Source organism: Pseudomonas sp. NFPP24 (assembly GCF_900112095.1).
Lineage (GTDB): Bacteria > Pseudomonadota > Gammaproteobacteria > Pseudomonadales > Pseudomonadaceae > Aquipseudomonas > Aquipseudomonas extremorientalis.
The window spans coordinates 102,059-125,235 of the sequence record NZ_FOKD01000012.1 but is presented as its reverse complement, the minus strand read 5'-3'; the positions used below and the strand labels follow the sequence as shown (position 1 = coordinate 125,235).

Below are 23,177 nucleotides of genomic sequence, written 5' to 3'. Positions count from 1 at the left end.
CTCATTCCTCGGTCAGCGCCGAGCCGGCACGGTCGAGCAGCGGCTTGAACAGGTAATTGAGCAACGAGCGCTCGCCGGTGCGCACGAACATCTCGGCGGGCATGCCCGGCTTGATCACCAGCCCATGGAGTTTTTCCAAGGCCGCTTCGCTGACCGTGGTGCGCAGCACGTAGTAAGGCGCACCGGTCTTTTCATCGAGCATCTGGTCCGCGGAAATCAGGCTGACCTCCCCCGGCACCCGGGGCGTGCGGCTCTGGTTGAAGGCGGTGAACAGGATGTCCACCGGCAGGTGCGTGCCAACCTTGTCCACCAGGTGTACCGGCAGGTGCCCTTCCACTTCCAGGCGCGTGCCCTGGGGCACGATTTCCAGCAGGGTTTCGCCGGCGCGAACCACGGCGCCCTCGGTGTGCACGCTGAGATTGACCGCAATGCCGTCCGCCGGGGCGTTGATTTCGCTGTGCTGCAGGTCGAACCCGGCCGAGGTGAGTTGCTGCTCCAGGGTCAGGCTGCGCAATTGCGCATCGGCCAACTGGCTGCGTACCTCTTTTTGATATTCCTCACTGTGTTGTTGCAGCTTGAGGCGCGACTCGAGAATGCCCTGCTCCACACGGCCACTTTCGCCGGTGTTTTGCGCCAGGTCCTGTTGCACCTGGGACAACTGCCGCTGGTACTCCATCAAGCGGTTGCGCGGGATGTAGCCGTTGTCGGCCAGGGGTTGCAGGTTGCTCAGTTGATCGCGCAGGGACTGGGCCTGGGCGGTCAGGTCAGTGCGCGCACGGCGCATACCGCCCAGCTGTGCGGTGGCGCCCTCGATATTGGCGCGGATGCCGGCCTGCTCGCGGGCGAAAGCTTCGCGGCGACTGCTGAACAACTGGCGCTGGCCTTCCAGCACCAACGCCAGGGCGGGGTCGGGATCGGCACTGAGTTCGACGGGAAAGCGGATGCCGGCGAGGTTGTCGCGCTCGCTCTGCCAGCGCGCCACGCTGGCCCAGGCCATGCGGTACTGGGCTTGCAGGGATTGCACATCGGCCTGATGCTGGGTCTGGTCAAGGCGGAACAGCGGCTGGCCTTGTTTTACAAGCTCGCCCTCCTTCACCAGGATCCGGCTGACGACGCCCGGGCTGAGGGTTTGCACGGCCTTGCGCTTGCCCGACACCACCACCGTGCCCTGTACCGGGATGCCCTGGTCCAGTGGTGCCAGGCTGGCCCACAGGAAAAACCCGCCGGCGCCGACCACGGTCAGCAACCATCCCATGCGCGTGAAAAACCTGGCGTCGTGCTCTTTGAAGCGTGGTTCAACTGTGATGCTGCTCATGCGCCTGGATTCCTTGCGGCCTGGTACTGACGACTGAAACTCACGCCCGGTTTCTCCTTGGGCGTTTCCTGCTGGCCGGACAATGCGCGCAACACCTCCTGGCTCGGCCCGAACGCTTGCAAATGACCGTCGCTGAGCACCAGCAACTTGTCGGCCTGGGCCAGCGCCGACGAACGATGGGTCACCAGCACCACGCTGCTGCCCTGGGCTTTCATCTGCACGATGGCGCTGGCCAGGGCGGCTTCGCCCACGGTGTCGAGGTTGGAGTTGGGCTCATCCAGCACGATCAGGCGCGGCCCGCCGTACAGGGCGCGGGCCAGGGCCACCCGTTGCTTCTGGCCGCCGGACAGGCCGCCGCCGTTGTCGCCCAGCACGGTGTCGTAGCCCTGGGGCAAACGCAGTATCAGTTCATGTACACCGGCCTGCTGTGCGGCCCGCACCACCTGCTCGGGGTCGGCCTCGCGAAAGCGTGCGATGTTGTCGGCGATGCTGCCGCTGAACAACTCGATGTCCTGGGGCAGGTAGCCGATGTGCGGGCCCAGGTCGTCGCGGTCCCAGCGATGGATGTCGGCGCCATCCAGGCGCACGGTGCCAGCCAGTGTCGGCCATACGCCCACCAGCACACGGGCCAGGGTGGATTTGCCGGAGCCCGACGCCCCGAGCACACCGAGCACTTCGCCAGCGCCCAGATTGAAGCTGACCTGGTGCAAGGTCGCCAGACGCCGCCCGGGCGGGCCGGCGCTGACCTGTTCGAAGCTGACCTGGCCCTTGGGCGCCGGCAGCTTCATCTGCTCGACCTCCGGGGGGAACTCGCGCAGCAAGTCATCCAGGCGCTGATAGGCCAGCTTGGCCGAACTCCATTGCTTCCACACCGCGATCAACTGGTCGATGGGGCTGAGCACCCGGCCCATCAGGATGGAGCCGGCGATCATCATCCCGGCGGTCATATCGCCCTTGATGACCAGCAATGCCCCCAGGCCGAGCACCAGCGATTGCAGGCACAGGCGCAGGGATTTGCTCAGGGAGGTGATCACCGAGCCGGTATCACTGGCCTTGTTCTGCAAGCCAAGAAACTGCGAATGCAACGCGAACCAACGGCTGCGCAGTGCGCCGAGCATGCCCATGGCCTGGATGGTCTCGGCATTGTGCAGGTGGCTGGTGGCCAGTTGCGTGGATTGCTGGGAGTAACCACTGGCTTCGCCCAAGGGCTTTTTGGTCAGGTATTCATTCAGGCACGCCAGGCCGATCAGCAGCACGGCGCCGGCCGTGGCCAACACGCCAAGCCACACGCTGAACAGGAAAATCACAAACAGGTAGATGGGAAACCACGGCGCATCAAAAAACGCGAACAGCGCCGGCCCGGTGATAAATTGGCGAATATGGGTCAAATCCCCCAGGGACTGCCCGGCATGCCCCTGGCCGCGTTGCAGGTTGCGTTCGAATGCAGCCTTGTACACGCGCAAGTTGAAACGCCGCTCCAGTTGGCTGCCGATGCGGATCACGATAAAACTGCGGATCACCTCCAGCAGGCCAATAAACGCAAAGAAGCCCACGACCATCAGCGTCAGCATCACCAGGGTGGTTTCATTCTGGGAGGACAGCACGCGGTCATACACTTGCAGCATATAAATCGACGGCACCAGCATCAGCAGGTTGATCAACGCCGTGAAACAGCCAATGCTGATCAAAATACTCTTGTACTCACCCAGCGCCTTGAACAACGGCGCGGCGGCATGGGACTTTGCCATGGTGTCTGATCTTCCTTGAACCAAATTACGCGCAATAGTTGCCCCAGCCCCGGCGAACGAAGCGGTCAACTAATGAAATCAAGTTATTTACTTATAACGGCAACTAAGGTGCGCGTTGCAGTACAACTTCAAGGCCCGTCGGCGTGCGGCCTTTATATTCACCTTCCTTCTGTCGGTTGAGGTGAGTAATACCACTGCCTTCGGCGTTCATCAGCCAGATACCGTCGGGTGTTGGCGTCCAGGTCAGGGGCTTGTCGCCCAACCAGTTTGCGACACACGCCACATCGCCGCCCAAGGCATTGGCCTGTTCCAGCAGGTCCAGCGCGCAGACCTGGTCCTGCTGGTGCAACTGCCAATGCCCGGCCAACTGGGCGGAGGTAGGTAATACGAGACTGCTCGCCATTGCGTGGGCTCCTGCCGACACGAACATCACCTGCAACACGCAGGCGATCACATTAAACATACGCCGCATCTTCATGCTCCATCCGTAAGGCGCGGCGCCGAAGCGCCGCGCCCGTGCATCACGCTACGATGTCGCTGACCGCAGCCTGGCCGACGGTGGTGACGAGGAAGTCCGCCACGCCGTGCCCGGAGAAGTCCACAGCCAGGGTGCCCAGGTTGGTACCTGCGGCGTAGGTGAGGACTGCATCGCCGGCATGCCCGGTAAAGGCATTGACGAAGGTCAGGCCTGCGCCCTTGGTGATGCCGGACAGGTCGATCTTGTCGGAACCGGAGGTAAAGTCAAAGATCTTGTCCGCCGCGCCCGGCCTGGAATCGGAGCTGGCACCGAACACAAAGGTGTCGTTGCCCGCACCGCCCCACAATTGGTCCGCCCCGCCGCCACCGTAGATGAGGTCGTTGCCGGCACCGCCCTTGATCACGTTGGCCGCGTTATTGCCGATGATCAAATCGTTGCCGGCACCGCCGAAAGCATTCTCGACGGTCACGCCCTTGGCGATGGACACGTTGCCCACCAGGCCGCCCACGTCGGAGAACGACGCTTCATTGAGGTTGATCTTCTGGTTCTGGGTGAAGCCGGAGAAGTCCAGGGTGTCGTTGCCACCGCCATCCCACACCGAGAACACCAGCTTGTCGGCATTGGAGGTGGCGCTGTAGAAGTCACGCCCGGTGTTGGAGTTGAAGCCGTACGTGGTGTCGCCGGCACGGGTGTTGTAGTTGGCGCCGTAGAGCTTCTGGATCGCCGCGATGTCGTCGATCAGCGGAGCGGACGCGTAAGCCTCGACCCCACCCTTGCTGAAGTTCTGGTTGGTGTTGCTCTCGCTCCAGTAGCTCATCAGGCTGTAGCCGCGCGTGTCCTGTCCATAGGTCGCGTCGTTGTAGGTCGGGTTGCCGTTCCCGGCGTTGTAGTCGCCAGGGTGGGCCAGGCCCAGGGTATGGCCGATTTCGTGAGTGAGGGTCTGCCGGCCGTAGTTGTTCAGGTCCGGGGTCTTGTTCGGGGTGTAGCTGTTGTTGGTCAGGTACCACGAGGTGCCGTCGTAGCCTGCGCCGGTGCCGGGCAGGTAGGCGAAGGCTGCCGCGCCGTCCTGGCCGCTGCTGTAGTTGCCGAAGGTCATGTGGCCGTCACCGCCGGTGGCTTTCTCGGTGAAGGTGACGTTGGCCACGTCCGCCCAGGATTGCATGGCCAGTACGGCCTGTGCTTTCTGCTGGGCATTGAACTGGCTGAAGCCCGCGATGCCATGTTTGTTCATGGTGCTCGAGGAGGCCGAGGTCAGGAAGGTGTAGGTCAGGTCGATCTTGCCGTTGCCGTCAAAGTCCCGGTACGCGGCGCCGTCGCGCAGCAGCTGGGTGGCCGCCTGGTCAACGGAATAGGAGGGTTTGCCATTGATCGTGAGGTTGCCGCCACGGTCGTACAAATGGCTGAAGCTATCGATTTGCGAGTAAGCGGTGCTGGCTTGCGCCGCCGACACGATAGCCTTGTCTTTTACTTTTGACATAAACGTACTTCCTTGTTTGCAAGTGCATCAGTCTTTGATCGATAGGAACCCCGCGGGCGAGATCGTCCTATCACTCGCCTCTTTTGAAGGCGTAAGAAAACTGACACAACTTCAAATCTTTCGTCTACATCTTTTCCTGCACTAAAAATCGGCAGGCAAACACCCCGGATAAGTTCCGCTCCATGTTTATTGGGCAGTACCGATGTTGTCCGACAAAAACACCGCGCCGGTATTTAAATATTAAATAGCACTAATGCCGCTCAAGTTGAGCGGCATTCGCTATTAATGGATCCAATATATTGCCACGGTGCCATTGGCAACATTAAACAGCCACTACTTACAGTCAACATTAAGTGTGCCCCCTATTTCCGGGACACACTCCAGCCGGTGTGGTGCAATGCCGCCAACAGCGTGTCGGCGTCCAGGCCCGGCACGCGCACGCCTTGATCGGTGAGCATGTTCTCCCCGGCCAGCATCGCATTGATGATTGCCTCCTCCACGGCCTCCGCCGCCGCGCTGAACAGCGGCGAAATATGGTCATTGTTGACCATCTGCAATGCACTGCTGAACGGCAGGCCCTTGCGCCCGTAATCGGCTGGCGGCAAGTCCTGGTTACCCGTGGCAAACGCCAGGAACAGATCGCCGCTGGAGTCCTCGGTGCCGCCGCCGGTGCGGGCGATGCCGATGGATGCACGTTGTGCCAGGCGCTGGCATTGGTGCGGCAGCAACGGCGCGTCTGTGGCGATGATCACCACAATCGAACCCATGCCCGGCGTGCCTTGCTCGGCGAACGGCGACGCAATGTCCATCAGGCTGCGCCCCACCGGGTAGCCATCCACCCGCAGTTCCTGGCGCTTGCCATGGTTGGCCTGCACCAGCACGCCGACGGTCCAGCCGCCCTGCTCCGCCGGCAGGCACCGCGAGGATGTGCCGATGCCGCCCTTGAACTCGTGGCAGATCATCCCGGTGCCTCCGCCGACCGCGCCCTCCTGTACCGGGCCGGTTTCGGCATTGTCCACCGCTTCACGCACATGCTCGGGCCCCACGTGCTGGCCCCAGATGTCGTTGAGCAGGCCGTCATAGGTTTCCATCACCACCGGCATGCACCAATACACTGCCGGATCGGCCAGGCGCTCGCGCTCCAGGGCAATCAGGCTGTCGCGCACGATGCCGATGCTGTGGGTGTTGGTGATCGCCAGCGGCGTGGTCAACAGCCCCGCTTCGCTGACCCACTCGAGGCCGGTGGCGTCACCATTGCCATTGAGCACGTGGTACCCGGCAAAGCACGGTTGCAGGCGTGCTTCTCCCGCGCGCGGCTGGATCACACTGACGCCGGTGCGCACCTGCTTGCCATCGATGCGGGTCTTGAGCGTACTGTGCCCGACCCTCACCCCCGGCACGTCGGTGATGGCGTTCCACTCACCGGGCGTGCCCAGCCCTAACGTGATGCCCAATTGACGTGCGCGCATAACCACTCCTTACAATTTCTGGAAGACCGGACTCAACCGGCCACTGATGCAATACAGGATCACCGACAGGGCCAGCAGGCCGAGGATGATCATGATGTCGCGGACCGAGGCCGCCACGATCAACGTCATTAACAGATAGCCCGCGCCCAGCACCGCCACCAACGCCGGCAGCGGCCACAGCGGCATGCGGTAGGGATGCTCGCGGTCACGCAGCAGCACGCGGCTCATCAACGCGCTCAACGCCACCACCAGGTACACCAGCATGATCAGCAATACGCTGAACGAGGTCAGGTCGGCCAGGTTGGAGCTGAAACTCAGCAGCGCCGAAGGAATCGCCAGGAACAGCGTCGCCAACCACGGCGAATCCCAGCGCGGGTGAATGCGTGTGAACAGTTTGTTGATGCCCGGCGTCCACAGCGCATCGCGCCCGCTGCTGAACACCACGCGGCCGATCTGGATCACGATGGCGACGATCGCATTGAACACCGACAGGAAGATCCCGGCACTGACCAGGCGTGACAGGGTTTCATTGCCGTGGCTGGTCAACAGGTAGCCGATGGGGTCAGGGCTGCTGATCATCGCGCTGAGGGACGGCGCGCCGATCAATAGGGCGGTGATTGGCACCAGTTCGATGACCACCACCAGGCCAAGGGACCACAGCACCGCCTTGTGCACGCCTTTGCCGCCGCATTTCATGTCTTCGGCGAGCAACACCGCCGGGCCGTAGCCGTTGTAGGAAAACAGGCCGATACCCACCGCGCCGATCACCAGGGCCCAGGGCGCCAGGTGCAACACGCCGTTTTCGACGATCTGCGGCTGGAACAGCACGCTGGCCGGTTGTACCGGGTTGCCAAAGCCGATCACCACGATCACCAGCAGCGCTGCGACTTCCAGCAACAGGCAGGTGCCAGTGATCCAGGCATTGAGCTTGATATTGAGGATGCCCAGGGCGTAGCTGCACACCACGATCACCAGGGCCACAGTTTGCGAATCAAACTTCGTGCCCAGGGCGTTATTCAGGTAAGTTGCCGCGCCCGTAGCCAGTACCGGTGGAATAAACAGCAACATCACCAGCACGGTCAGGAACGTCGCATAACCCGCCATGCCGCCGAACACACGCTTGGCGTACACATACTCGCCACCGGCGCTGTTGTGGGCACGGCCCAGTTCGGCGTAGCAAAAGGCAAACATCAGCGCGAGCAGACCGGCCATCACAAACGCCAGGAACACCCCGCTGCCGGCCTGCTGGATGGCAAACGGTGCGATCACAAACACGGAACTGGCCGGCGTCACCGCTGATACGGTAATGGCGACCACATCGAACACACTCAAGGTGGGTTTCAGCACGCCTTCGGGCGTGGGGGAAGTGCTCATATCGTTATCCTCTGTCGTTGTTCTTGGTATGAGGCAGAAACGAAAAATCTGATAAGTCACGGGATATGTTTCCCGCTGAATGATGCGGACGTTAATACGTGAGGGGATGTCGGCCAATTCCCCTATTGGCGTACTCCCCTTGACGACACGCGGCAAAAGCCGAACCCTTGGCCGATCTTTTTGCCGGCGGGAGCCTGTCACATGAGCCTGTTTCGCGAGGTGGGGATGCACGCCGGCCTGGGCCGCACCGTTGCGCACATCGGCACCGAGCGTTTCTGGAAGCAGTTGGTGCTGTTGCTGCACCAATGCCTGCCCTTCGATAACGCCCTGGCGATCTTCTACCCCTTGGAGGGCCCGCCACTGGCCCTGGAAGAATACGACGCCCAGCCCAGCAGCAAACCGGCGTCGATGCTGGCGTACCTCAATGGCTTGTATTTGCTCGACCCGTTCTTCCAGGCCTGTCGCGAGGGGTATGCCAGCGGGGTGTACCGCCTGGAGGAAGTGGCGCCGGATCATTTTCGCCAGAGTGAGTACTTCCTCAATTACTTCCACGACAACGTGCTGGAAGACGAGGTGCAATTCATCCTGCAACTGCCGGGCGCCGGCACGTTATCGCTGTCGTTGGGCATGCAGCGGCGCTTCAGCTTTGAGGAGACCGGGTTGATGACCACCGTAGCGGCCTGGGTGTTGCCGCTGATGCAACAGCATTGGCAGCAAAGCACCCAGCGCGCCCCGGCGATGGACAGCCAGATCCGGGATGCGCTGAGTCAGTTCGGCTGCGGGGTGCTCTCGGACCGCGAACTGGAAATCGCCCGCCTGGTGCTGCGCGGGTTCTCGTCCAAGGCCATGGCCGAGCGCCTGAACATATCGCCGGACACGGTGAAGGTGCACCGTCGGCATTTGTACGCCAAGCTGGATATCTCGTCACAGCCGGAGCTGTTTTCGTTGTTTATCCAGTCGTTGGGGCATGATCTGGAAAATCCCTGAGCTGTGCGTGGGCCGCTCACCGCCCCGCCCTTCAGCGGCCGGTACGGACGGTGTTCCACACCCGCGTGCGCACCCGGTCGATATTCAGCGGCATCGCTTCCAGCGCGAACAACTTGCCCATCATTGCCGGGCTCGGGTACACCTTGGTATCCGCCTTGATCGCCGGGTCCACCAGGCTGTCGGCGGCCTGGTTGCCATTGGCGTAATGCACGTAGTTGGTGATGCCGGCCATTACTTCCGGGCGCAGCAGGTAGTTCATGAACGCATAACCAGCTTTTTCATCCGGCGCGTCGGCGGGCATCGCGACCATGTCGAACCAGATGGCGGCGCCTTCCTTGGGGATGTTGTAGCCGATGTTCACGCCGTTCTTGGCCTCTTTGGCGCGGCTTTCGGCTTGCAGGATGTCGCCGGAGAAGCCGACGGCCACGCAGATATCGCCATTGGCCAGGTCGGCGGTGTATTTCGAGGAGTGGAAGTACGCCACGTAAGGCCGCACTTTCATCAGCAGGTCTTCAGCCTTCTTGTAGTCCTCGGGTTTCTTGCTGTGGTGCGGCAAGCCCAGGTAGTTGAGCGCGGCCGGCAGCAGTTCCGGGCCGTTGTCGAGGATCGCCACCCCGCACTTCTGCAGCTTGGCCATGTTTTCCGGCTTGAAGATCAAATCCCAGGAATCCACCGGCGCATTGTCGCCCAGTACCGCCTTGACCTTGTCGATGTTGTAGCCGATGCCGGTGCTGCCCCACAGGTACGGGAAACCATGGGCATTGCCCGGGTCGTTGTTTTCCAGGGCCTTGAGCAGCACCGGGTTGAGGTTTTTCCAGTTGGGCAACTGGCTCTTGTCGAGCTTTTTCAGCGCCCCGCCCTGGATCTGCCGGGCCATGAAATGGTTGGACGGGAACACCACGTCGTAGCCGGATTTACCGGTCATCAACTTGCCGTCGAGGGTTTCATTGCTGTCGTACACGTCATAGGTGAAACCGATACCGGTTTCTTTCTGGAAGTTCTTGGTGGTGTCCGGCGCAATGTAGTCCGACCAGTTGTAGATTTTCACCGTCTCGGCGGCCTGGCTGATAGAGGCCACCAACATCAAGGGCAACAGGGCAATGGCTTTCATGGTTCGATTTCCTGGCGGTTTTAGGGCTGTTTTTATGGCAGGCGATCAAGGATCAAAGCGTTACAGGATCAATACATAGGTCTTGCGCACGGTCTCCTGGATATCCCAGATACCGGTGCTGTTGGCCGGCAACATCAGTGCATCACCGGCTTGTATATGAACGACTTCACCGTTGTCCGGGGTGAAGGTGCAGCGGCCCTGGACAAAGTGGCAGAACTCCTGGGATGTGATCTGTCGACGCCAGCGCCCGGGGGTGCACTCCCAGATGCCGGTCTCGACGCCGTCGTCGCGCTCCACGCTCAGTGTCGACGCAACGGCGATGGGTTCGCCCAAGGGCACGGCGACGGGCGACGAGTCCGGCAGGGAGGCGTTCAGCGTGTCTTTGAATTGAGTGATGCTCATGGGCTTTCCCGTATTGATGAAACGACTTAGTGCATGAAACCTTCCATGAACCCGGCCACGCCGGTCGCCAGCTTGCGACGCCAAGGCGCGGTATTGGGGTTGGCCAGTACCTGGTCTTCATGGACAAAACTGCGAATGATCGCGTTGTAGCCCAGCCAGCGGCAGGGCTCGGGCTCCCAGGGCTTGAGTGCCTCGAGGCCGCGTTCGCGGATGACCCAGGGTTGATGGGTCAACGGGGTGCCGCGCCCCAGGATCAGGTCGGCCAGGGTGCGGCCGCCCAGGTTGGTCGCGCCAACGCCCTCCCCGCCGTAACCGCCGGACAGCGCGATGCCGGTCTTGTGATCGCAGAGCATGTGCGGCCGGAAATTGCGCGACATGCCCAGGTTGCCGCCCCAGGAATGGCTGATCCTCACGCTCTTGAGCTGTGGGAACAGCTCACCAAACAGGTAGCGACGCAGCTCGACTTCGCTGTCGGTCAAATCGAAGTCATGGCGCAGCTTCCCGGCAAACTGATAACCGCCGCGCGCACCGAACACCAGGCGGTTGTCCGCTGTACGCTGGCCGTAGGTGACCTGGCGACTGCTTTCGCTAAAAGCCTGGCCATGGCTCAGGCCGATCTCATCCCAGGTACTGGCCGGCAATGGCTCGGTGGCGACGATCAGGCTTTGCACCGGCAGTTGGTAGCGGCCCAGCGGCGGCAAGGTGGTGGCATAGCCTTCCACCGCCGGCACCACCCAGGCGGCACGCACGCTGGCCTTTGCGGTGCGCAGGCTGCCGGACTGCCAGTGGGTGACCGGGCTGTTTTCGTAGATTGTCACGCCCATGCTCTCGACCACCCGCGCCAGGCCGCGCACCAGCTTGGCAGGGTTGATGGTCGCGACGTGGGGGGCGTAAATACCGCCGTAGGGTTTGGCGATGCGGATCTGTTCGGCCAGCTGCTGCGGGCCGAGCCAGCGGTAGTCGGCCTCGGTCAGGCCCTGGGCGTAGAGTTTTTCCAGGTAGCGGCGCAGGCTGCCTTCCTGCTCAGGGTAACGGGCGGCGCAGTACAGCACGCCGCCCTTTCGGTAGTCGCAGTCGATGCCTTCACGTGCCAGCACTTGGGCCACTTCGTCGGGAATGGCGTGCAGCAGGTCAAACGATGCACGGCGTTGCTCGGGATTCAGGCCGGCGAGCAAGCGATCTTCGCCCAGCAGATTGCCCATCAGCCAGCCGCCATTGCGACCGGAGGCGCCGAAACCGGCGGTTTGCGCTTCGATGATGGCAATTTTCAGCTCAGGGGCCTGGCGTTTCAGGTAGTACGCAGTCCACAGCCCGGTGTAACCGGCGCCAATAATGGCCACATTGACGTCCAGGTCATGCTCCAGCGCCGGCCGCGCTTGCAGCGGGTCGTCCAACTGGTCCATCCATAAACTGATAGTGCGCCATGCCGGCATGCCAGGTTCCCCTACCTCGTTTTGATAGGGTCGATCCTAGAGCGCCGTGTCATGGGCTGTCTTGCGCGCGTGCACGCACAGAAATTTGTTTGATGTAGGCCTTGGGCGACTGGCCCGTATGCTGGCGGAACGTACTATAGAATGCCGATAGCGAATTGAAACCGGCGGCAAACGCGAGGTCATCGACCTTTATCGGCGGCAGGGCCTGATCCAGCGCGGCCAGTAAATGCTGGAGCCTGGCCTGGTTGACGTAGCGATAGAAGCTTTGTCCCAACACCTGGTTCAGCAGGTAGGAAATCTGATTGCGGCTGTATCCGCACTCCTTGGCCACCCGTTGCAGGTCCAGCTCGGGGTCCAGGTAAGGTTGTTTGCGTTCGAAATACTGCTGCAGGTCATTGGCCATGTGCCCCAATTGCTGGGGCGACAGGCCCAGGCGGCTGACAGAGGGCCGTGCGGCCTGGGCCGGCTGCTCATGCACCAGCGACGCATATTCGTTGACCCGCCAGATCAGCCCGTCGCGCACCGTAATCGCTTCGCTGGTGCGGAACGACACCAGGCCCTGGCCGCCCCGCAAGGTGATGCGGTACTGGATGAACGCGGTATCGCCGTCGGCGCGGATACGGTCGCTGTGCTCGATCGCTTCGTCAGCCTCACGGGGCATGCTGGCTTGCAGGTAATCGCGCAAGCCGGCGAAACCGATGACACGGTTCTGGAAAAAGTCGTGGTATTGGATTTCCGGGTGGTAGTAGGACATCACGCCTTCCAGGTCCCGGTGGCGCCAGCAAAGGTGGTGGCGCAGCACCAGCTCGCGTGTGGCGTGGGATTGCTGGCAATCATCGTCTGCAGCGATGTCGGGCATGGAAGGCTCTGCGGCGGGTAAACCCTGGAGATTGCCGAATTTCTGCGGGTGCTTCAATGGCCAATTGGCACTTCTGACTAATGGCCTATTGCCCAATCACAAGCAGGACATGACCCAAATCAACCTTATGGAAAACAACTGCCGAACGGGGCCGAAAAAGTCACCTTGTGGTGACGAACGAATGCTATTTTTAAGCTCTACAACGCCACGACCAGTGAAGGTCATGGCCCCCTGCCGCGAGCTAAAGGAAGCGCTCAATGAACAAGGTGGGCAACATGAACAAAGTGACGTTCCCCAACGCCTGCCAGCTGATGCGCTGGCATTTCCATCCAATGGGCTTCGAGGGCAGCATGGACGCGCCCGGCAGCATGATCGCCCGCCTGTTCGACCGGGCCAGCGGCGAGACGTTGATCGCCATCGCCGGCATCCCCTGCGCCACGGTGATGAATGCCGCCGATGTGGAGCGGATCATCGAGGCGGTGGAGGATGAGTTGGAGTCGTTTGTGCCGCCGCAGTCCCTGCGGGCCTGAACTCGATCCTACATACAGCCCATATCTTCTGTGGGAGCGGACGAGCCCCCTCCCACATTTGAACGGCATCGATCCGTTAATTGCGTTGGTCGTCGAAGAAGGCTTTCTTGCCATCTACCCGCTCTGAGGCCTTGGGCACATTCACTGCCTGGCCTTCGGGTTTTTCCACATACCAGTAGCAATGACTCACCGCCCGGGTGATGCCCACATACGCCAGGCGCAAGACCTCGTCTTTCTGGGCGTTGTCATACGGCTCGCTGTCCCCGTCCTTGCCCAGGCCCGCCATGCGGTACACCTGGTTCTTATACGGGGAATGGGTGACATGCTGGCAATCCCCAAGCAGGAATACCGCATCGGCCTGCAGCCCCTTGGCGCTGTGGTAGGTCAATTGTTTCAGCCTGCGCGCTGGAGGCGGCAAGCTAGAATCCACATTAACTGCAGACTGAATATGCTCTTGAATCAATAACTTATCGCTACTTTTTCGATAAAGCATTAACACTGATTCACCGCGTTGGTAATGCTCCAGCAACTGCCGCCCCAATGCTGCGTCGTCGCGCTCCAGCACCTTGACCGGCACCAGATCCTTGGGCGCTCCGCTGGCCTTGGCTTTCTTGCCGGGGATAGCCGGTGCGGCACGCACGATGTGCTCGGCCGCGTCGATGATGTGCTGGTGACTGCGGTAGTTCTCGCCCAGCATCACTCGGGTGGTGGCCGGCGACGGGAACTCCTTGTTGAACTCCATGAAGTACTTGGGCGAACTTCCACGCCAGCCGTAGATCGACTGCCAGTCATCCCCCACACACAACAGTGATGAATGCTGGGCGCCGCGCCCGACGTGCATGGCCGGGCCACGGCTGCGGATCTCGCGCAGGCTGGCGCGGATCCACGAGACGATCTGTGGCGAAACATCCTGGAACTCGTCGATCATCAGGTGCGACAGCGGCCGTAACAACGGATCGCTGAGCAGCTTGAGGTTTTCCGGGGTGTTCTCGCCGAACAGCGAAAACATGCGGTTGTAGGTCATGATCGGCGGCGACTGGTCCAGCAGGTGATCTTCCAGGGCCTTCCAGAAAATGCTCAAGGCCTCGAAGAAGAAGCGGTCTGGATCATCCTTGGCAAAACTCATCTGCCCAACCGCAGTAGGCACATCCAGCCCGAGGTTCTCGATAAATCCGGCCGCCATCACGAAACTGTCCAGCAACGGCGCCGACGCCAGCTCGCCTTTGACTTTGTAATCGAAGCCTGGCCCCGCAGCGGCATCACCCGCCAGGCTACTCAAAAGGCGCTTGGACGACTCATAGCTATCGAGCCATATCAATGGCTTACGACAGAAAGCTTGAAACAGTGTGCGCTTTACCGCCCACTCGGCGCGCACTGACAGTTTCGCGTTGGGCCGGCTGAGCTGGGCATTTTCCCGAGCATCGAAACCCAGCACCACCCAGGCGTCCAGCTCGGGGATATAGCCATGGCAATGAAATTGCGCGCCATTGATCTCCACGGTCTGGCGATTGGGTTCGATGCCTTTGATCGGCCAGGCACCGGCGCGGAACCACAGGTCCTCGATGACATCACAGAGTTCTTCATCACGCTTGGCTGCCAGTTCGGTCACCGCTACGCGTTTTTGTACGTCAGGGTGATCACGCTCCAACTCCTTGAGTTGCAGCCCATGGCGCGCCAGCGGCGCAATCAGCTCGCGAAAGCGTGCGTGCCGCCCGTGCAGGTGGTGATAACAGGCATTCATCTGCTGGCGTTGGGCGTCGTTGATACGCAAGTCAAAGGGGTTGCTGTCGGCGTCGTCAAAACCCGAGCTGAGGTTTTCGAACGCTTGCAGGCTTTCAAAGCCCGGCAGGCTGCGCACCATCGGCAGAATGCGCGAGTGAAAGGTGCGCACCACGGCCTGCGCTTCTTTCATACCCAGGGGTTGGCCCCACAGGCTGAGAATTTCCATGAGCTTGTTGATGAAGTCTTTGCGCGACTCCCGGGTAAAGGTCACCACCGTCATAGAGCTCAGCTCAAAGCCCAGATAATGGGTCAACAGCAGGATACGCAGCACCAGCGAGGTGGATTTACCCGCGCCGGCCCCGGCAATCACCGACGTTGAGGGCGTATCGCTGAAAATCATCTTCCACTGCGCCGCGCTGGGCTGGGCATGGGCCGGCAGCAATCGCGCGACATCCGCCTTGATACGCTTCTTCAACTCGGCGGTGAGTGGCAGACGCCAATCATCGAACAGGCTATCGTCCACGCCCGGCGCACGGTGCTCATCCGGGCGGAAATCACGAATCAACAGGACCTGCCGGCCTTCCTCGATGCCATCGGCCTTGCCTTCGCGGTAACCGTACTCCACGCCCGCCTCGTGCCCACTGCGAAAACCGTCGGCCTGTCCGTGCAACCAGGAAAACCGGTGCTGGGCGCGCAAGCGGGTCAGGCCGTGGCCAAACAGGCGCGCGGCCAGGCGTTTCAATAGCGGCATTTCGGCCAAGGGGCGCAGTTCGGGAGGAAGATCAGGCTTTTGTTGCGACACGCGGACTCCTGCGATGAGCTGGGTTCTGACAAGTGCGCCATGGTCGCCGGAATCGACGTTCAGTGCCAGCCAATTGCTTTGCGGTCATGCAGTTAGGCGATGAACTGAAAGTCAAAACGCTGCTAACCAATCCATTAAATCGATAGGAATCAGGCATTTTTTACGCTTTTTATCGATCATGGGCTGCAGGATCATAGGGCCATCCACAGGAGACGATCATGCTTGAACTTCGACCTTTCAAATCCCTGGGCGGTGCCCACCATGGCTGGCTTGACGCCCATCACCACTTTTCGTTCGCCGAGTACCACGACCCCAGCCGCATGCACTGGGGCAACCTGCGGGTGTGGAACGACGACATCATTGCGCCCGGCACCGGCTTCCCGCAGCACCCGCACCGCGACATGGAGATCATCACCTATGTGCGTGAAGGTGCGATCAGCCATGCCGATAACCTTGGCAATAAAGGCCGTACCGAGGCGGGCGATGTACAGGTGATGAGCGCGGGCACCGGCATCGCCCACAGCGAGTACAACCTGGAAGATGCGCCGACCAAGATTTTCCAGATCTGGATTATTCCGAATCAAGCCGGTTTGCCGCCTTCGTGGGGCGCCAAACCGTTTCCGAAAGGTGATCGCGAGGGGTTTGTGACACTGGCCAGCGGTAAGGCCGGGGACAACGAGAGCCTGCACATTCGTGCGGATGCGCGGCTGGTGGCAGCGAACCTGAAAGCTGGGGAAAGTGCTGAATACCGGTTGGACAGCGGACGTCGTGCGTACCTGGTGCCGGCGACGGGCGTGATTGAAGTCAATGGCCTGCGTGCGCAAGCGCGAGACGGTGTGGCTGTAGAGAATGAACAGGTATTGCGGGTAACCGCGATCGAGGACAGCGAAATCGTCCTGGTAGACCTGGCCTGACCTCGATCAACTGTGGGAGGGGGCTTGCCCCCGATGGCTGTGTTTCAGAAAAAGAGATGCAAACTGACACACCGCTATCGGGGGCAAGCCCCCTCCCACATTGTTATTACGGCGTTATCCGGAGATGGCGCCGTCGACCAACACCTGCGCCTCTTCGACCAACTGCTTGAGGTGATCGTCACCGATGAAGCTCTCGGCGTAGATTTTGTAGATATCCTCGGTGCCCGATGGCCGCGCGGCAAACCAGCCGTTTTCGGTCATCACCTTCAAGCCGCCGATCGCCTGGTTGTTGCCCGGTGCGTGACTGAGGATCTGCTGAATGCGTTCCCCGGCCAGTTCGGTCGATGTCACCTGATCCGGCGACAGCTTGCCCAGCAAGGCTTTCTGCGCCGGGGTGGCCTTGGCGTCTACACGAATCGCGAACGGCTCGCCGAGGGCATCGGTCAGGCCGCGGTAGATCTGGCTCGGGTCCTGGCCTTTGCGCGAGGTCATTTCCGCTGCCAGAAGTGCGGGGATCAGGCCATCCTTGTCGGTGCTCCAGACCGTGCCGTCCTTGCGCAGGAACGAGGCGCCGGCGCTTTCTTCGCCGCCAAAGCCCAGCGAGCCTTCGAACAGGCCATCGGCAAACCACTTGAAGCCGACCGGCACTTCGTACAGGCGACGGCCGATGCGGGACGCCACGCGGTCGATCAAGCCGCTGCTGACCACGGTCTTGCCCACCGCCGCGTCTACGCGCCAGTCCGGACGGTTCTGGAACAGGTAGTCGATGGACACCGCAAGGTAGTTGTTCGGCGCCAGCAGGCCGCCGGACGGCGTGACGATACCGTGACGGTCATGATCCGGGTCGCAGGCGAAGGCCACGTCGAACCGTTCCTTGAGGCCGATCAGGCCCTGCATGGCGTAGCTGGAGGATGGGTCCATGCGGATCTGGCCGTCCCAGTCGACGCTCATGAAGCGGAAAGTCGCGTCGACTTCGGTGTTCACTACGTCCAGGTTCAAGCGGTAGTGCTCGGCAATCGCCGACCAGTAGCGCACCCCTGCTCCACCGAGCGGATCCACGCCCAGGCGCAGGTCGGCGCTGCGGATGGCGTCCATGTCGATCACGTTGACCAGGTCGGCCACATAGCTGTTGAGGTAATCGTGGCGATGGGTGGTGTCGGCCTTGAGCGCCTGCGCGTGAGTGATGCGCTTGACCCCGGCCAGTTTGTTCGCCAGCAGTTCATTGGCCTTGGCTTCGATCCACTTGGTCACGTGGGTATCGGCCGGGCCGCCATTGGGTGGGTTGTACTTGTAGCCGCCACTCTGCGGCGGGTTATGCGACGGCGTGATGACGATGCCGTCAGCCAAACCGCTGGTTCGACCACGGTTGTAGCAGATGATCGCGTGGGAAATCGCTGGGGTCGGTGTGTATTCATCGCCTTCGGCGAGCATCACGTGCACGCCGTTGGCGGCCAGCACTTCCAGGGCGCTGGCACCGGCAGGCGTCGACAACGCATGGGTGTCCAGGCCGACAAACAGCGGGCCGTTGATGCCCTGGGCTTCGCGATACAGGCAGATCGCCTGGCTGATGGCGAGCACATGCCACTCGTTAAAGCTCAGTTCGAACGAGCTGCCACGGTGCCCGGACGTACCGAACGCTACGCGCTGGGTGGAGATTGCTGCATCAGGCTGGCCGGTATAGTAGGCCGTGACCAGTCGCGGGATATCCACCAGCAACTGGGCTGGCGCCGGCTTGCCCGCAAAAGGACTGATTGTCATGCATAAACCTCGGAAAGAAGGATTCGGAAAAGATGGCAGTTTACTGAGAGTTGGACTACTGCGCGACGGTATCGATCCCACAGCAGTAAGAGAAACTTCACGCAATCATCCCATTTGAGCCTGACGCAGGGCCTCGCTTATGGCAGCCAAGGCGATCTCCAGGTTGGGCTGCCCATGAAAGGTATGGCTCACGCGCAAGTGCTGATGATGCAGCCCACTGACACTGAACAGCTCACCGGGTGCAATCACGACCTGCTGGGCAAGCAGGCGCTTGAAGACCTGACGCATGTCGACGGCCTGGGTGGAGCCCAGCCAGAACGCCGCCCCGGCAGTCGGCATCCGATAACTCACCTGCTGCCCCAGATGCTGGTCAAGGCGCCCGCTCATTTCAGCCGCTTGTGCCTGCAGTAGTTGGCGTAATGCCCGCAAGTGCGGGTCTATTCGCCCGCTCTGATAAAGGCGGGCAATGGCGCGCTGGCGGATCGACGATAAGCGGAATGAGCGCAGCAGAAACTGGCGCTGCAACTCACTGCTCATGCGCCGAGATAACAGATAACCGTAGGGCGCTTCCGCCCCCAGTATTTTCTCGAACGAGGAAAACACCATCAGGCGCTCCGGGTTCACCCACTCGCGCAGGGCCGCCTGGGGTTCCTTGAAACCCAGCTCGCCAAAGGTGTCGTTTTCCAGCAGCCAGCAACCGTACCGGTCCAGCATCTGTGCCAGGCTGAGACGGTCATGGGCAGGCAGGGCATTGCCTGATGGCAGGCTGACCTTTGACGACAGCAATACCAGGTGCACCGGCTCATCGCGCAACAGTTGGTCAAGGGTCGTCAGGTCCAGGCGCCCTTCCGGGGTCCAGGGCAACTCGATGATGCGCACCGCGCAATCCTGGAACAGGCGCAAAATCAGCCAGTCACAGGGGGATTCAACGATCACCGTGGTACCCCTGAGGCCCAGCACCTCAATCAGGATATCCAGCACCCCGCGCAGGTCGGCCCCGATGTAGATGTCGTCGGCGTGCCAGCAACGCGTGGGCGACGAGGTGTACCGCGCCGCCAGTGCCGCACGCAGTTCCCACACGCCACACGGCTGTGACCAGGGTTGCAGATGACGCGGGTACTGGCGCACCAGCTCCCGTTCGAGGCGCAACAGCGCCCCATCCAGCGAAGCCAGCAGCGCCGGTTCATCGCCGCTGAACACCGCCATGCAGGGGTTACGTGCCGCCGCGTAGAGCCGGTCAAGCAAATCGCCGCCGCCCCCAGCCATGGTGCTTGATGAAAGCGGCCAGGCGTAATAACCCGACTTGGCCACCGAGTAGACTCTGCCCTCCTTCTCAAGCAGCGAGTAGGCGTATTGGATCGTCGAGATCGATACGTTCAGGCGCCTCGCCAATTGCCGCAGCGATGGCAGCTTTACACGGGTATCGGTGCTGACTTCGTTGATCAGGTTGATCATGTAGCGGTAGACCGCCTGATACGTGAAGTCGGCTTGTCGCTCGCCGCGCAGTGTCATCGCCCGGACAATTGGCAAGCAGGCGTGTTGCCATGGTCCATGACGCTTGCATTGCGCGATTTCCCACTCGCGCCCGGCACCGGACGCTTGCGATAGAGGTGCTGCAACAAGGGCATCGGCAGGCCACTGGTGTCGCTGACCCACTGTTGCAACATGTCAGCCGATTGCTTGCCCTGCAGAACCTTGTGCAGCTCAGGCAAGGCCACCAGCATGCCAGGGTGGCATTGACGCAAATAACCTTCCAGCCGCTCCCCATGGTGGATAAACGGCGAGAACAGCAGGCACACTAACTGTGTTTCATCCAGCCCAAAGAACTGCTGCGCGGCGGTACTCGGCAGGGCAGCGTCTTCACCGATGCCAACCTGCGCCAGCCACTCCTCGGGCAGGTGCTGGCGACGCAGGAATTGCGAGGCCTGGCGGATAAAGCCTTGCACCCCCTCTTCGTAGTCAAGGTCTCGCAGGCAGCGGGCCTGCAAGCCACGCAGATGAGCCATCATCAGAGGATTGGAGTAGCCAGGATGGCTGAAATGAAATCCAAGCGGGTCGGGAGCAAACGCCATGAATTCAGTCAATATCGGCGACATTTGCGTATCCACGTCCTCCAGCAGGTCGGCAATGCTGATGTAAGCCAGGTGACGGTGACCCGCCTTGCTGGGGTTGGCACTGGCGACATAATGTTCACCGTACACCTCGCGGTAGTAGCTGGTGCTCCACTCGTCCATGCGCGCAAACAACCCGGTAAGCGACAACGGCCAGGTACTGGCGATCGGAACGCCGACGCTCTGGGCTGTTTTCTTCAGCCAGGCCAGAAACTGCCCTTGCTTGCGCGGGGAATCACCACTGACCAGGGCATGCACCCCGCCATTCCAGGTGGTCACGCGCTGGTAGAAATCCCCGAGTGCCAGATACGTGTCGCTGCACAAAGTGGCACGGCAATCTCCCGAACTCAGGTGCCCGATCATCAGCATGTTGCGCTGGCTGGTTTCTCGCCCCATGGCAGAGACCGGCCGTTGATGGTTGAAGGGCAGTACTTCCTGGTTCTCCACCATCAGCAGTTCAACCCTCGGATCATCGTGCAGGAACAAGCGCCCGTAACCCTGATTGAGGCTGTCGAGCCTGCTTTCGGTCATGCCCGAATGGCGCAACGTTGCCACCCGCAGCTTGAAGGTTCGTGGCGCTCGCCCGGCGATGGTCAGCTGTGCAGCACGCAGCAATGCCAAGGTACAGCTGCTGACTTCGCCTCCGCCATGGGCCATCAACACCTTGTATTCCCCCACCTGCTCCATGCCACCCGCGGCCACGACAATTCGCTGGACCAACAACTGAAGCGCTGTTCGCTCCGCACGATTAAAGTGCCCGATCAAACGCTGCAGAACTTGCTGGTAAACATAATTCATAGCCTGTTCGTGAATAGTGCTCATCGTTCTACTACCTGAATTGAAATGTCAGTTTCGGGCAACTACTGAGCGTGTTTGCCCGATCTATTACACGCATAGAAAGTTCCACATCACATTGTGAAGCGCTAAATAAACAGTAGCACCGAGCAACAAAATGACACGGAGATTCCCGGGTATCAGCCCAGCCTTGAAATCCTCCACCCCTCTATTTATCTAGGCCCAAACGAGGCCGAGCTGGAAACCTAGGAAAATTCCGACAACTTCCTACACGTCTTTAGCCAGTCAATCAAAGACGTGTCTGACAAATAAAACTGCAAACTTTCCAACTTATTGGATTGAGGTTCGTCCTGGATATATCTACTTCCCTGATTCCACACAAGCGCAGCAGCCTCTGCTTCGAGCACTCGCGATTGCAGTGTCGGATATTCAATCATTGCTCAGTCCTTGAGATGAAAGTTAAGGCGCAATTATCAGTGCTGGAATAATGATTAATAGATACAGAACCTGGCCGAAAACCAGTGCAGATAAAGCACCGGCGCCTGTATTAATCACACGCACACAAAGACGCCGCGCTGGATTTCAGGGCGGCGTCAGAGAGGAAGGCCGGATTCAGGGGCTAAAGCGCCAGCTGGGCGCCTGGCGGGCGATGCAGGTTCCGTCCTGTCAAATGGCGCATTTGCCTCACGCGGCGGATGGCAGGAAAGCTTGTTTACGAATATTCCTACGCCCTAAACAGCTTCAACCTGCAACGCAACGCGTTCGCGGCACGGGCATTCGTCCATGTAGCGGTGCGCTTCCACAAATTGGCTGAAGGGAAACACCGTGGTTTTCAGCGGCACCAGCACACGATCGGCGGTCAGTTGGTTGATATCCCGCAGGGCGCGCTGCAAAGCGACCTGATCCTGGATGATGCCCAGTTCGGGTTTGCCGGTGAAGTTACCAATGCAGTGCACAAAGAACTGAATGTTCTTCTGGAACGCCGCACACGCGGGGAATGGCGTCTGGTTACCGCCCTGCAAGCCATACAGCACCAGGCTGCCGCGCGGTGCCAGCACATCGCCGAGCAACGACATTTGCGGGCCGCCCAAGCCATCGAACACCACGTCGACACCGCGGTTGTCGGTGAACTTGTTGATTTGCATGAGCAGGTCCTGCTCTTCGGTGACGATGACCTTCTCCGCACCGAGGGACAGCAGGTACTCGCGCTCCGCACTGTCCTTGGTCGCGGCAATCACCCGTACACCCAGGGCCTTGCCCAGTTGCACAAAGGAAGGGCCGGCACAGTGACTGGCATCGGTGACCAGGGCAAACTGCCCAGGCTTGACCCGAGCCAGATCCACATAGGCAAAATAGGCAATCAGCAGCGGCGTGTAGTGCACGCTGGCTTCAATCGGGCTCAAGACATCCGGATAGCGGGTCAGGGCCGAACGGGGCAGGACGATCTGCTCGCCATACACCGGGTAATCATTGGGGCTTTCAGCCGGAAAACTGGCGACTTTGTCACCCACGGCCAAATCATCCACGCCATCGCCGACGGCGACCACAACCCCTGCCATCTCATGGCCAAGGCCGGACGGCAAGCGTGCATGGGAAGACGCCAGGTTCTGGCGCCACAGAATGTCATACCAGCTGATGCCAATCGCTTCGACACGCACCTGCACTTCGCCCGGTGCGGGCTGCGCAGCTGCATGCTCTTCGCATTTGAGCACCTCGGCCGGACCAAACTTGTGAAAACGGATCGTGCGGGACATCGCAAACCTCGTCAAAGTAACCTCTAATGCCATGAACTCTATCTGGGCTTTGCGGGTAAGACCACCGGTCGCCATTAATAGTCGACATGCCTGTCATTGATTCCGCAACTGAGTAATAGACCCCAGAGCTTGTAAGAA

18 protein-coding genes are annotated in these 23,177 nt (G+C 60.8%); 3 read left to right on the top strand and 15 right to left on the bottom strand.

Annotation, left to right across the window (positions count from 1 at the left end; translation table 11 throughout):
- Position 1: 1 nt before the first annotated feature.
- The 6 genes from BM026_RS23550 to BM026_RS23525 all read right to left on the bottom strand — a co-directional run bounded on the left by BM026_RS23550 (position 2) and on the right by BM026_RS23525 (position 7,861).
- Positions 2–1,315 carry an HlyD family type I secretion periplasmic adaptor subunit gene (locus BM026_RS23550; protein WP_093120968.1) on the bottom strand — a complete coding sequence of 438 codons (1,314 nt, stop codon included), beginning with the start codon at positions 1,313–1,315 and terminating at the stop codon, positions 2–4.
- A complete protein-coding gene (locus tag BM026_RS23545) occupies positions 1,312–3,063 on the bottom strand; it encodes a type I secretion system permease/ATPase (RefSeq protein ID WP_093513221.1) in 1,752 nt (583 codons plus the stop codon). The genes BM026_RS23550 and BM026_RS23545 overlap by 4 nt, the downstream gene beginning before the upstream one ends.
- Positions 3,064–3,166: 103 nt before the next feature.
- On the bottom strand, positions 3,167–3,541 hold the full coding sequence (locus tag BM026_RS23540; protein WP_092243428.1) for a protease inhibitor Inh/omp19 family protein: 375 nt from the start codon (positions 3,539–3,541) through the stop codon (positions 3,167–3,169).
- A 43-nt stretch (positions 3,542–3,584) separates the two neighbouring features.
- Positions 3,585–5,018, bottom strand: coding sequence for a serralysin family metalloprotease (locus BM026_RS23535; RefSeq protein WP_071488361.1), 1,434 nt, complete (start codon positions 5,016–5,018; stop codon positions 3,585–3,587).
- A gap of 362 nt (positions 5,019–5,380) precedes the next feature.
- Positions 5,381–6,487 (bottom strand): DmpA family aminopeptidase, encoded by a 1,107-nt coding sequence (locus BM026_RS23530; RefSeq protein WP_093530262.1) that lies wholly within the window; start codon positions 6,485–6,487, stop codon positions 5,381–5,383.
- A 9-nt stretch (positions 6,488–6,496) separates the two neighbouring features.
- Positions 6,497–7,861 (bottom strand): APC family permease, encoded by a 1,365-nt coding sequence (locus BM026_RS23525; RefSeq protein ID WP_071488363.1) that lies wholly within the window; start codon positions 7,859–7,861, stop codon positions 6,497–6,499.
- Between the two features lie 201 nt (positions 7,862–8,062).
- Between BM026_RS23525 and BM026_RS23520 the strand changes: the two genes are divergently transcribed.
- Complete coding sequence (locus BM026_RS23520) at positions 8,063–8,848, top strand: helix-turn-helix transcriptional regulator (RefSeq protein ID WP_092243423.1); 786 nt, start codon at positions 8,063–8,065, stop codon at positions 8,846–8,848.
- 31 nt (positions 8,849–8,879) lie between these two features.
- On the opposite strand, the gene BM026_RS23515 is transcribed toward BM026_RS23520, so the two are convergent.
- The 4 genes from BM026_RS23515 to BM026_RS23500 are packed head-to-tail and all read right to left on the bottom strand — an operon-like array spanning position 8,880 to position 12,653.
- Complete coding sequence (locus BM026_RS23515; protein WP_092243420.1) at positions 8,880–9,959, bottom strand: polyamine ABC transporter substrate-binding protein; 1,080 nt, start codon at positions 9,957–9,959, stop codon at positions 8,880–8,882.
- Between the two features lie 60 nt (positions 9,960–10,019).
- Positions 10,020–10,361: a cupin domain-containing protein gene (locus BM026_RS23510; protein ID WP_092243414.1), complete on the bottom strand. Its 342-nt coding sequence runs from the start codon at positions 10,359–10,361 to the stop codon at positions 10,020–10,022.
- A gap of 26 nt (positions 10,362–10,387) precedes the next feature.
- A complete protein-coding gene (locus tag BM026_RS23505; RefSeq protein WP_093513216.1) occupies positions 10,388–11,794 on the bottom strand; it encodes an NAD(P)/FAD-dependent oxidoreductase in 1,407 nt (468 codons plus the stop codon).
- A gap of 49 nt (positions 11,795–11,843) precedes the next feature.
- Positions 11,844–12,653 (bottom strand): helix-turn-helix transcriptional regulator, encoded by an 810-nt coding sequence (locus tag BM026_RS23500; RefSeq protein WP_093530260.1) that lies wholly within the window; start codon positions 12,651–12,653, stop codon positions 11,844–11,846.
- 257 nt (positions 12,654–12,910) lie between these two features.
- Here BM026_RS23500 and BM026_RS23495 point away from each other — a divergent pair, with 257 nt between their 5' ends.
- The gene (locus BM026_RS23495; RefSeq protein ID WP_058425948.1) at positions 12,911–13,183 is read left to right on the top strand and encodes a DUF1652 domain-containing protein; all 273 of its coding nucleotides are present in this window, start codon (positions 12,911–12,913) and stop codon (positions 13,181–13,183) included.
- A 76-nt stretch (positions 13,184–13,259) separates the two neighbouring features.
- On the opposite strand, the gene BM026_RS23490 is transcribed toward BM026_RS23495, so the two are convergent.
- A complete protein-coding gene (locus tag BM026_RS23490; RefSeq protein ID WP_093530258.1) occupies positions 13,260–15,707 on the bottom strand; it encodes a UvrD-helicase domain-containing protein in 2,448 nt (815 codons plus the stop codon).
- A 218-nt stretch (positions 15,708–15,925) separates the two neighbouring features.
- Between BM026_RS23490 and BM026_RS23485 the strand changes: the two genes are divergently transcribed.
- A complete protein-coding gene (locus tag BM026_RS23485; protein WP_092243400.1) occupies positions 15,926–16,621 on the top strand; it encodes a pirin family protein in 696 nt (231 codons plus the stop codon).
- 114 nt (positions 16,622–16,735) lie between these two features.
- On the opposite strand, the gene pgm is transcribed toward BM026_RS23485, so the two are convergent.
- The 4 genes from pgm to BM026_RS23460 form a co-directional block, all read right to left on the bottom strand.
- The gene (gene pgm / locus BM026_RS23480) at positions 16,736–18,379 is read right to left on the bottom strand and encodes a phosphoglucomutase (alpha-D-glucose-1,6-bisphosphate-dependent) (protein ID WP_093513213.1); all 1,644 of its coding nucleotides are present in this window, start codon (positions 18,377–18,379) and stop codon (positions 16,736–16,738) included.
- A gap of 105 nt (positions 18,380–18,484) precedes the next feature.
- Positions 18,485–19,891 carry an aminotransferase-like domain-containing protein gene (locus tag BM026_RS23475; protein ID WP_093530256.1) on the bottom strand — a complete coding sequence of 469 codons (1,407 nt, stop codon included), beginning with the start codon at positions 19,889–19,891 and terminating at the stop codon, positions 18,485–18,487.
- Positions 19,888–21,312: a hypothetical protein gene (locus BM026_RS23470; RefSeq protein ID WP_092243390.1), complete on the bottom strand. Its 1,425-nt coding sequence runs from the start codon at positions 21,310–21,312 to the stop codon at positions 19,888–19,890. The genes BM026_RS23475 and BM026_RS23470 overlap by 4 nt, the downstream gene beginning before the upstream one ends.
- A gap of 704 nt (positions 21,313–22,016) precedes the next feature.
- Positions 22,017–23,039, bottom strand: a complete 1,023-nt coding sequence (locus BM026_RS23460; RefSeq protein ID WP_071495692.1) for a zinc-dependent alcohol dehydrogenase family protein — start codon at positions 23,037–23,039, stop codon at positions 22,017–22,019.
- Positions 23,040–23,177: the final 138 nt, after the last annotated feature.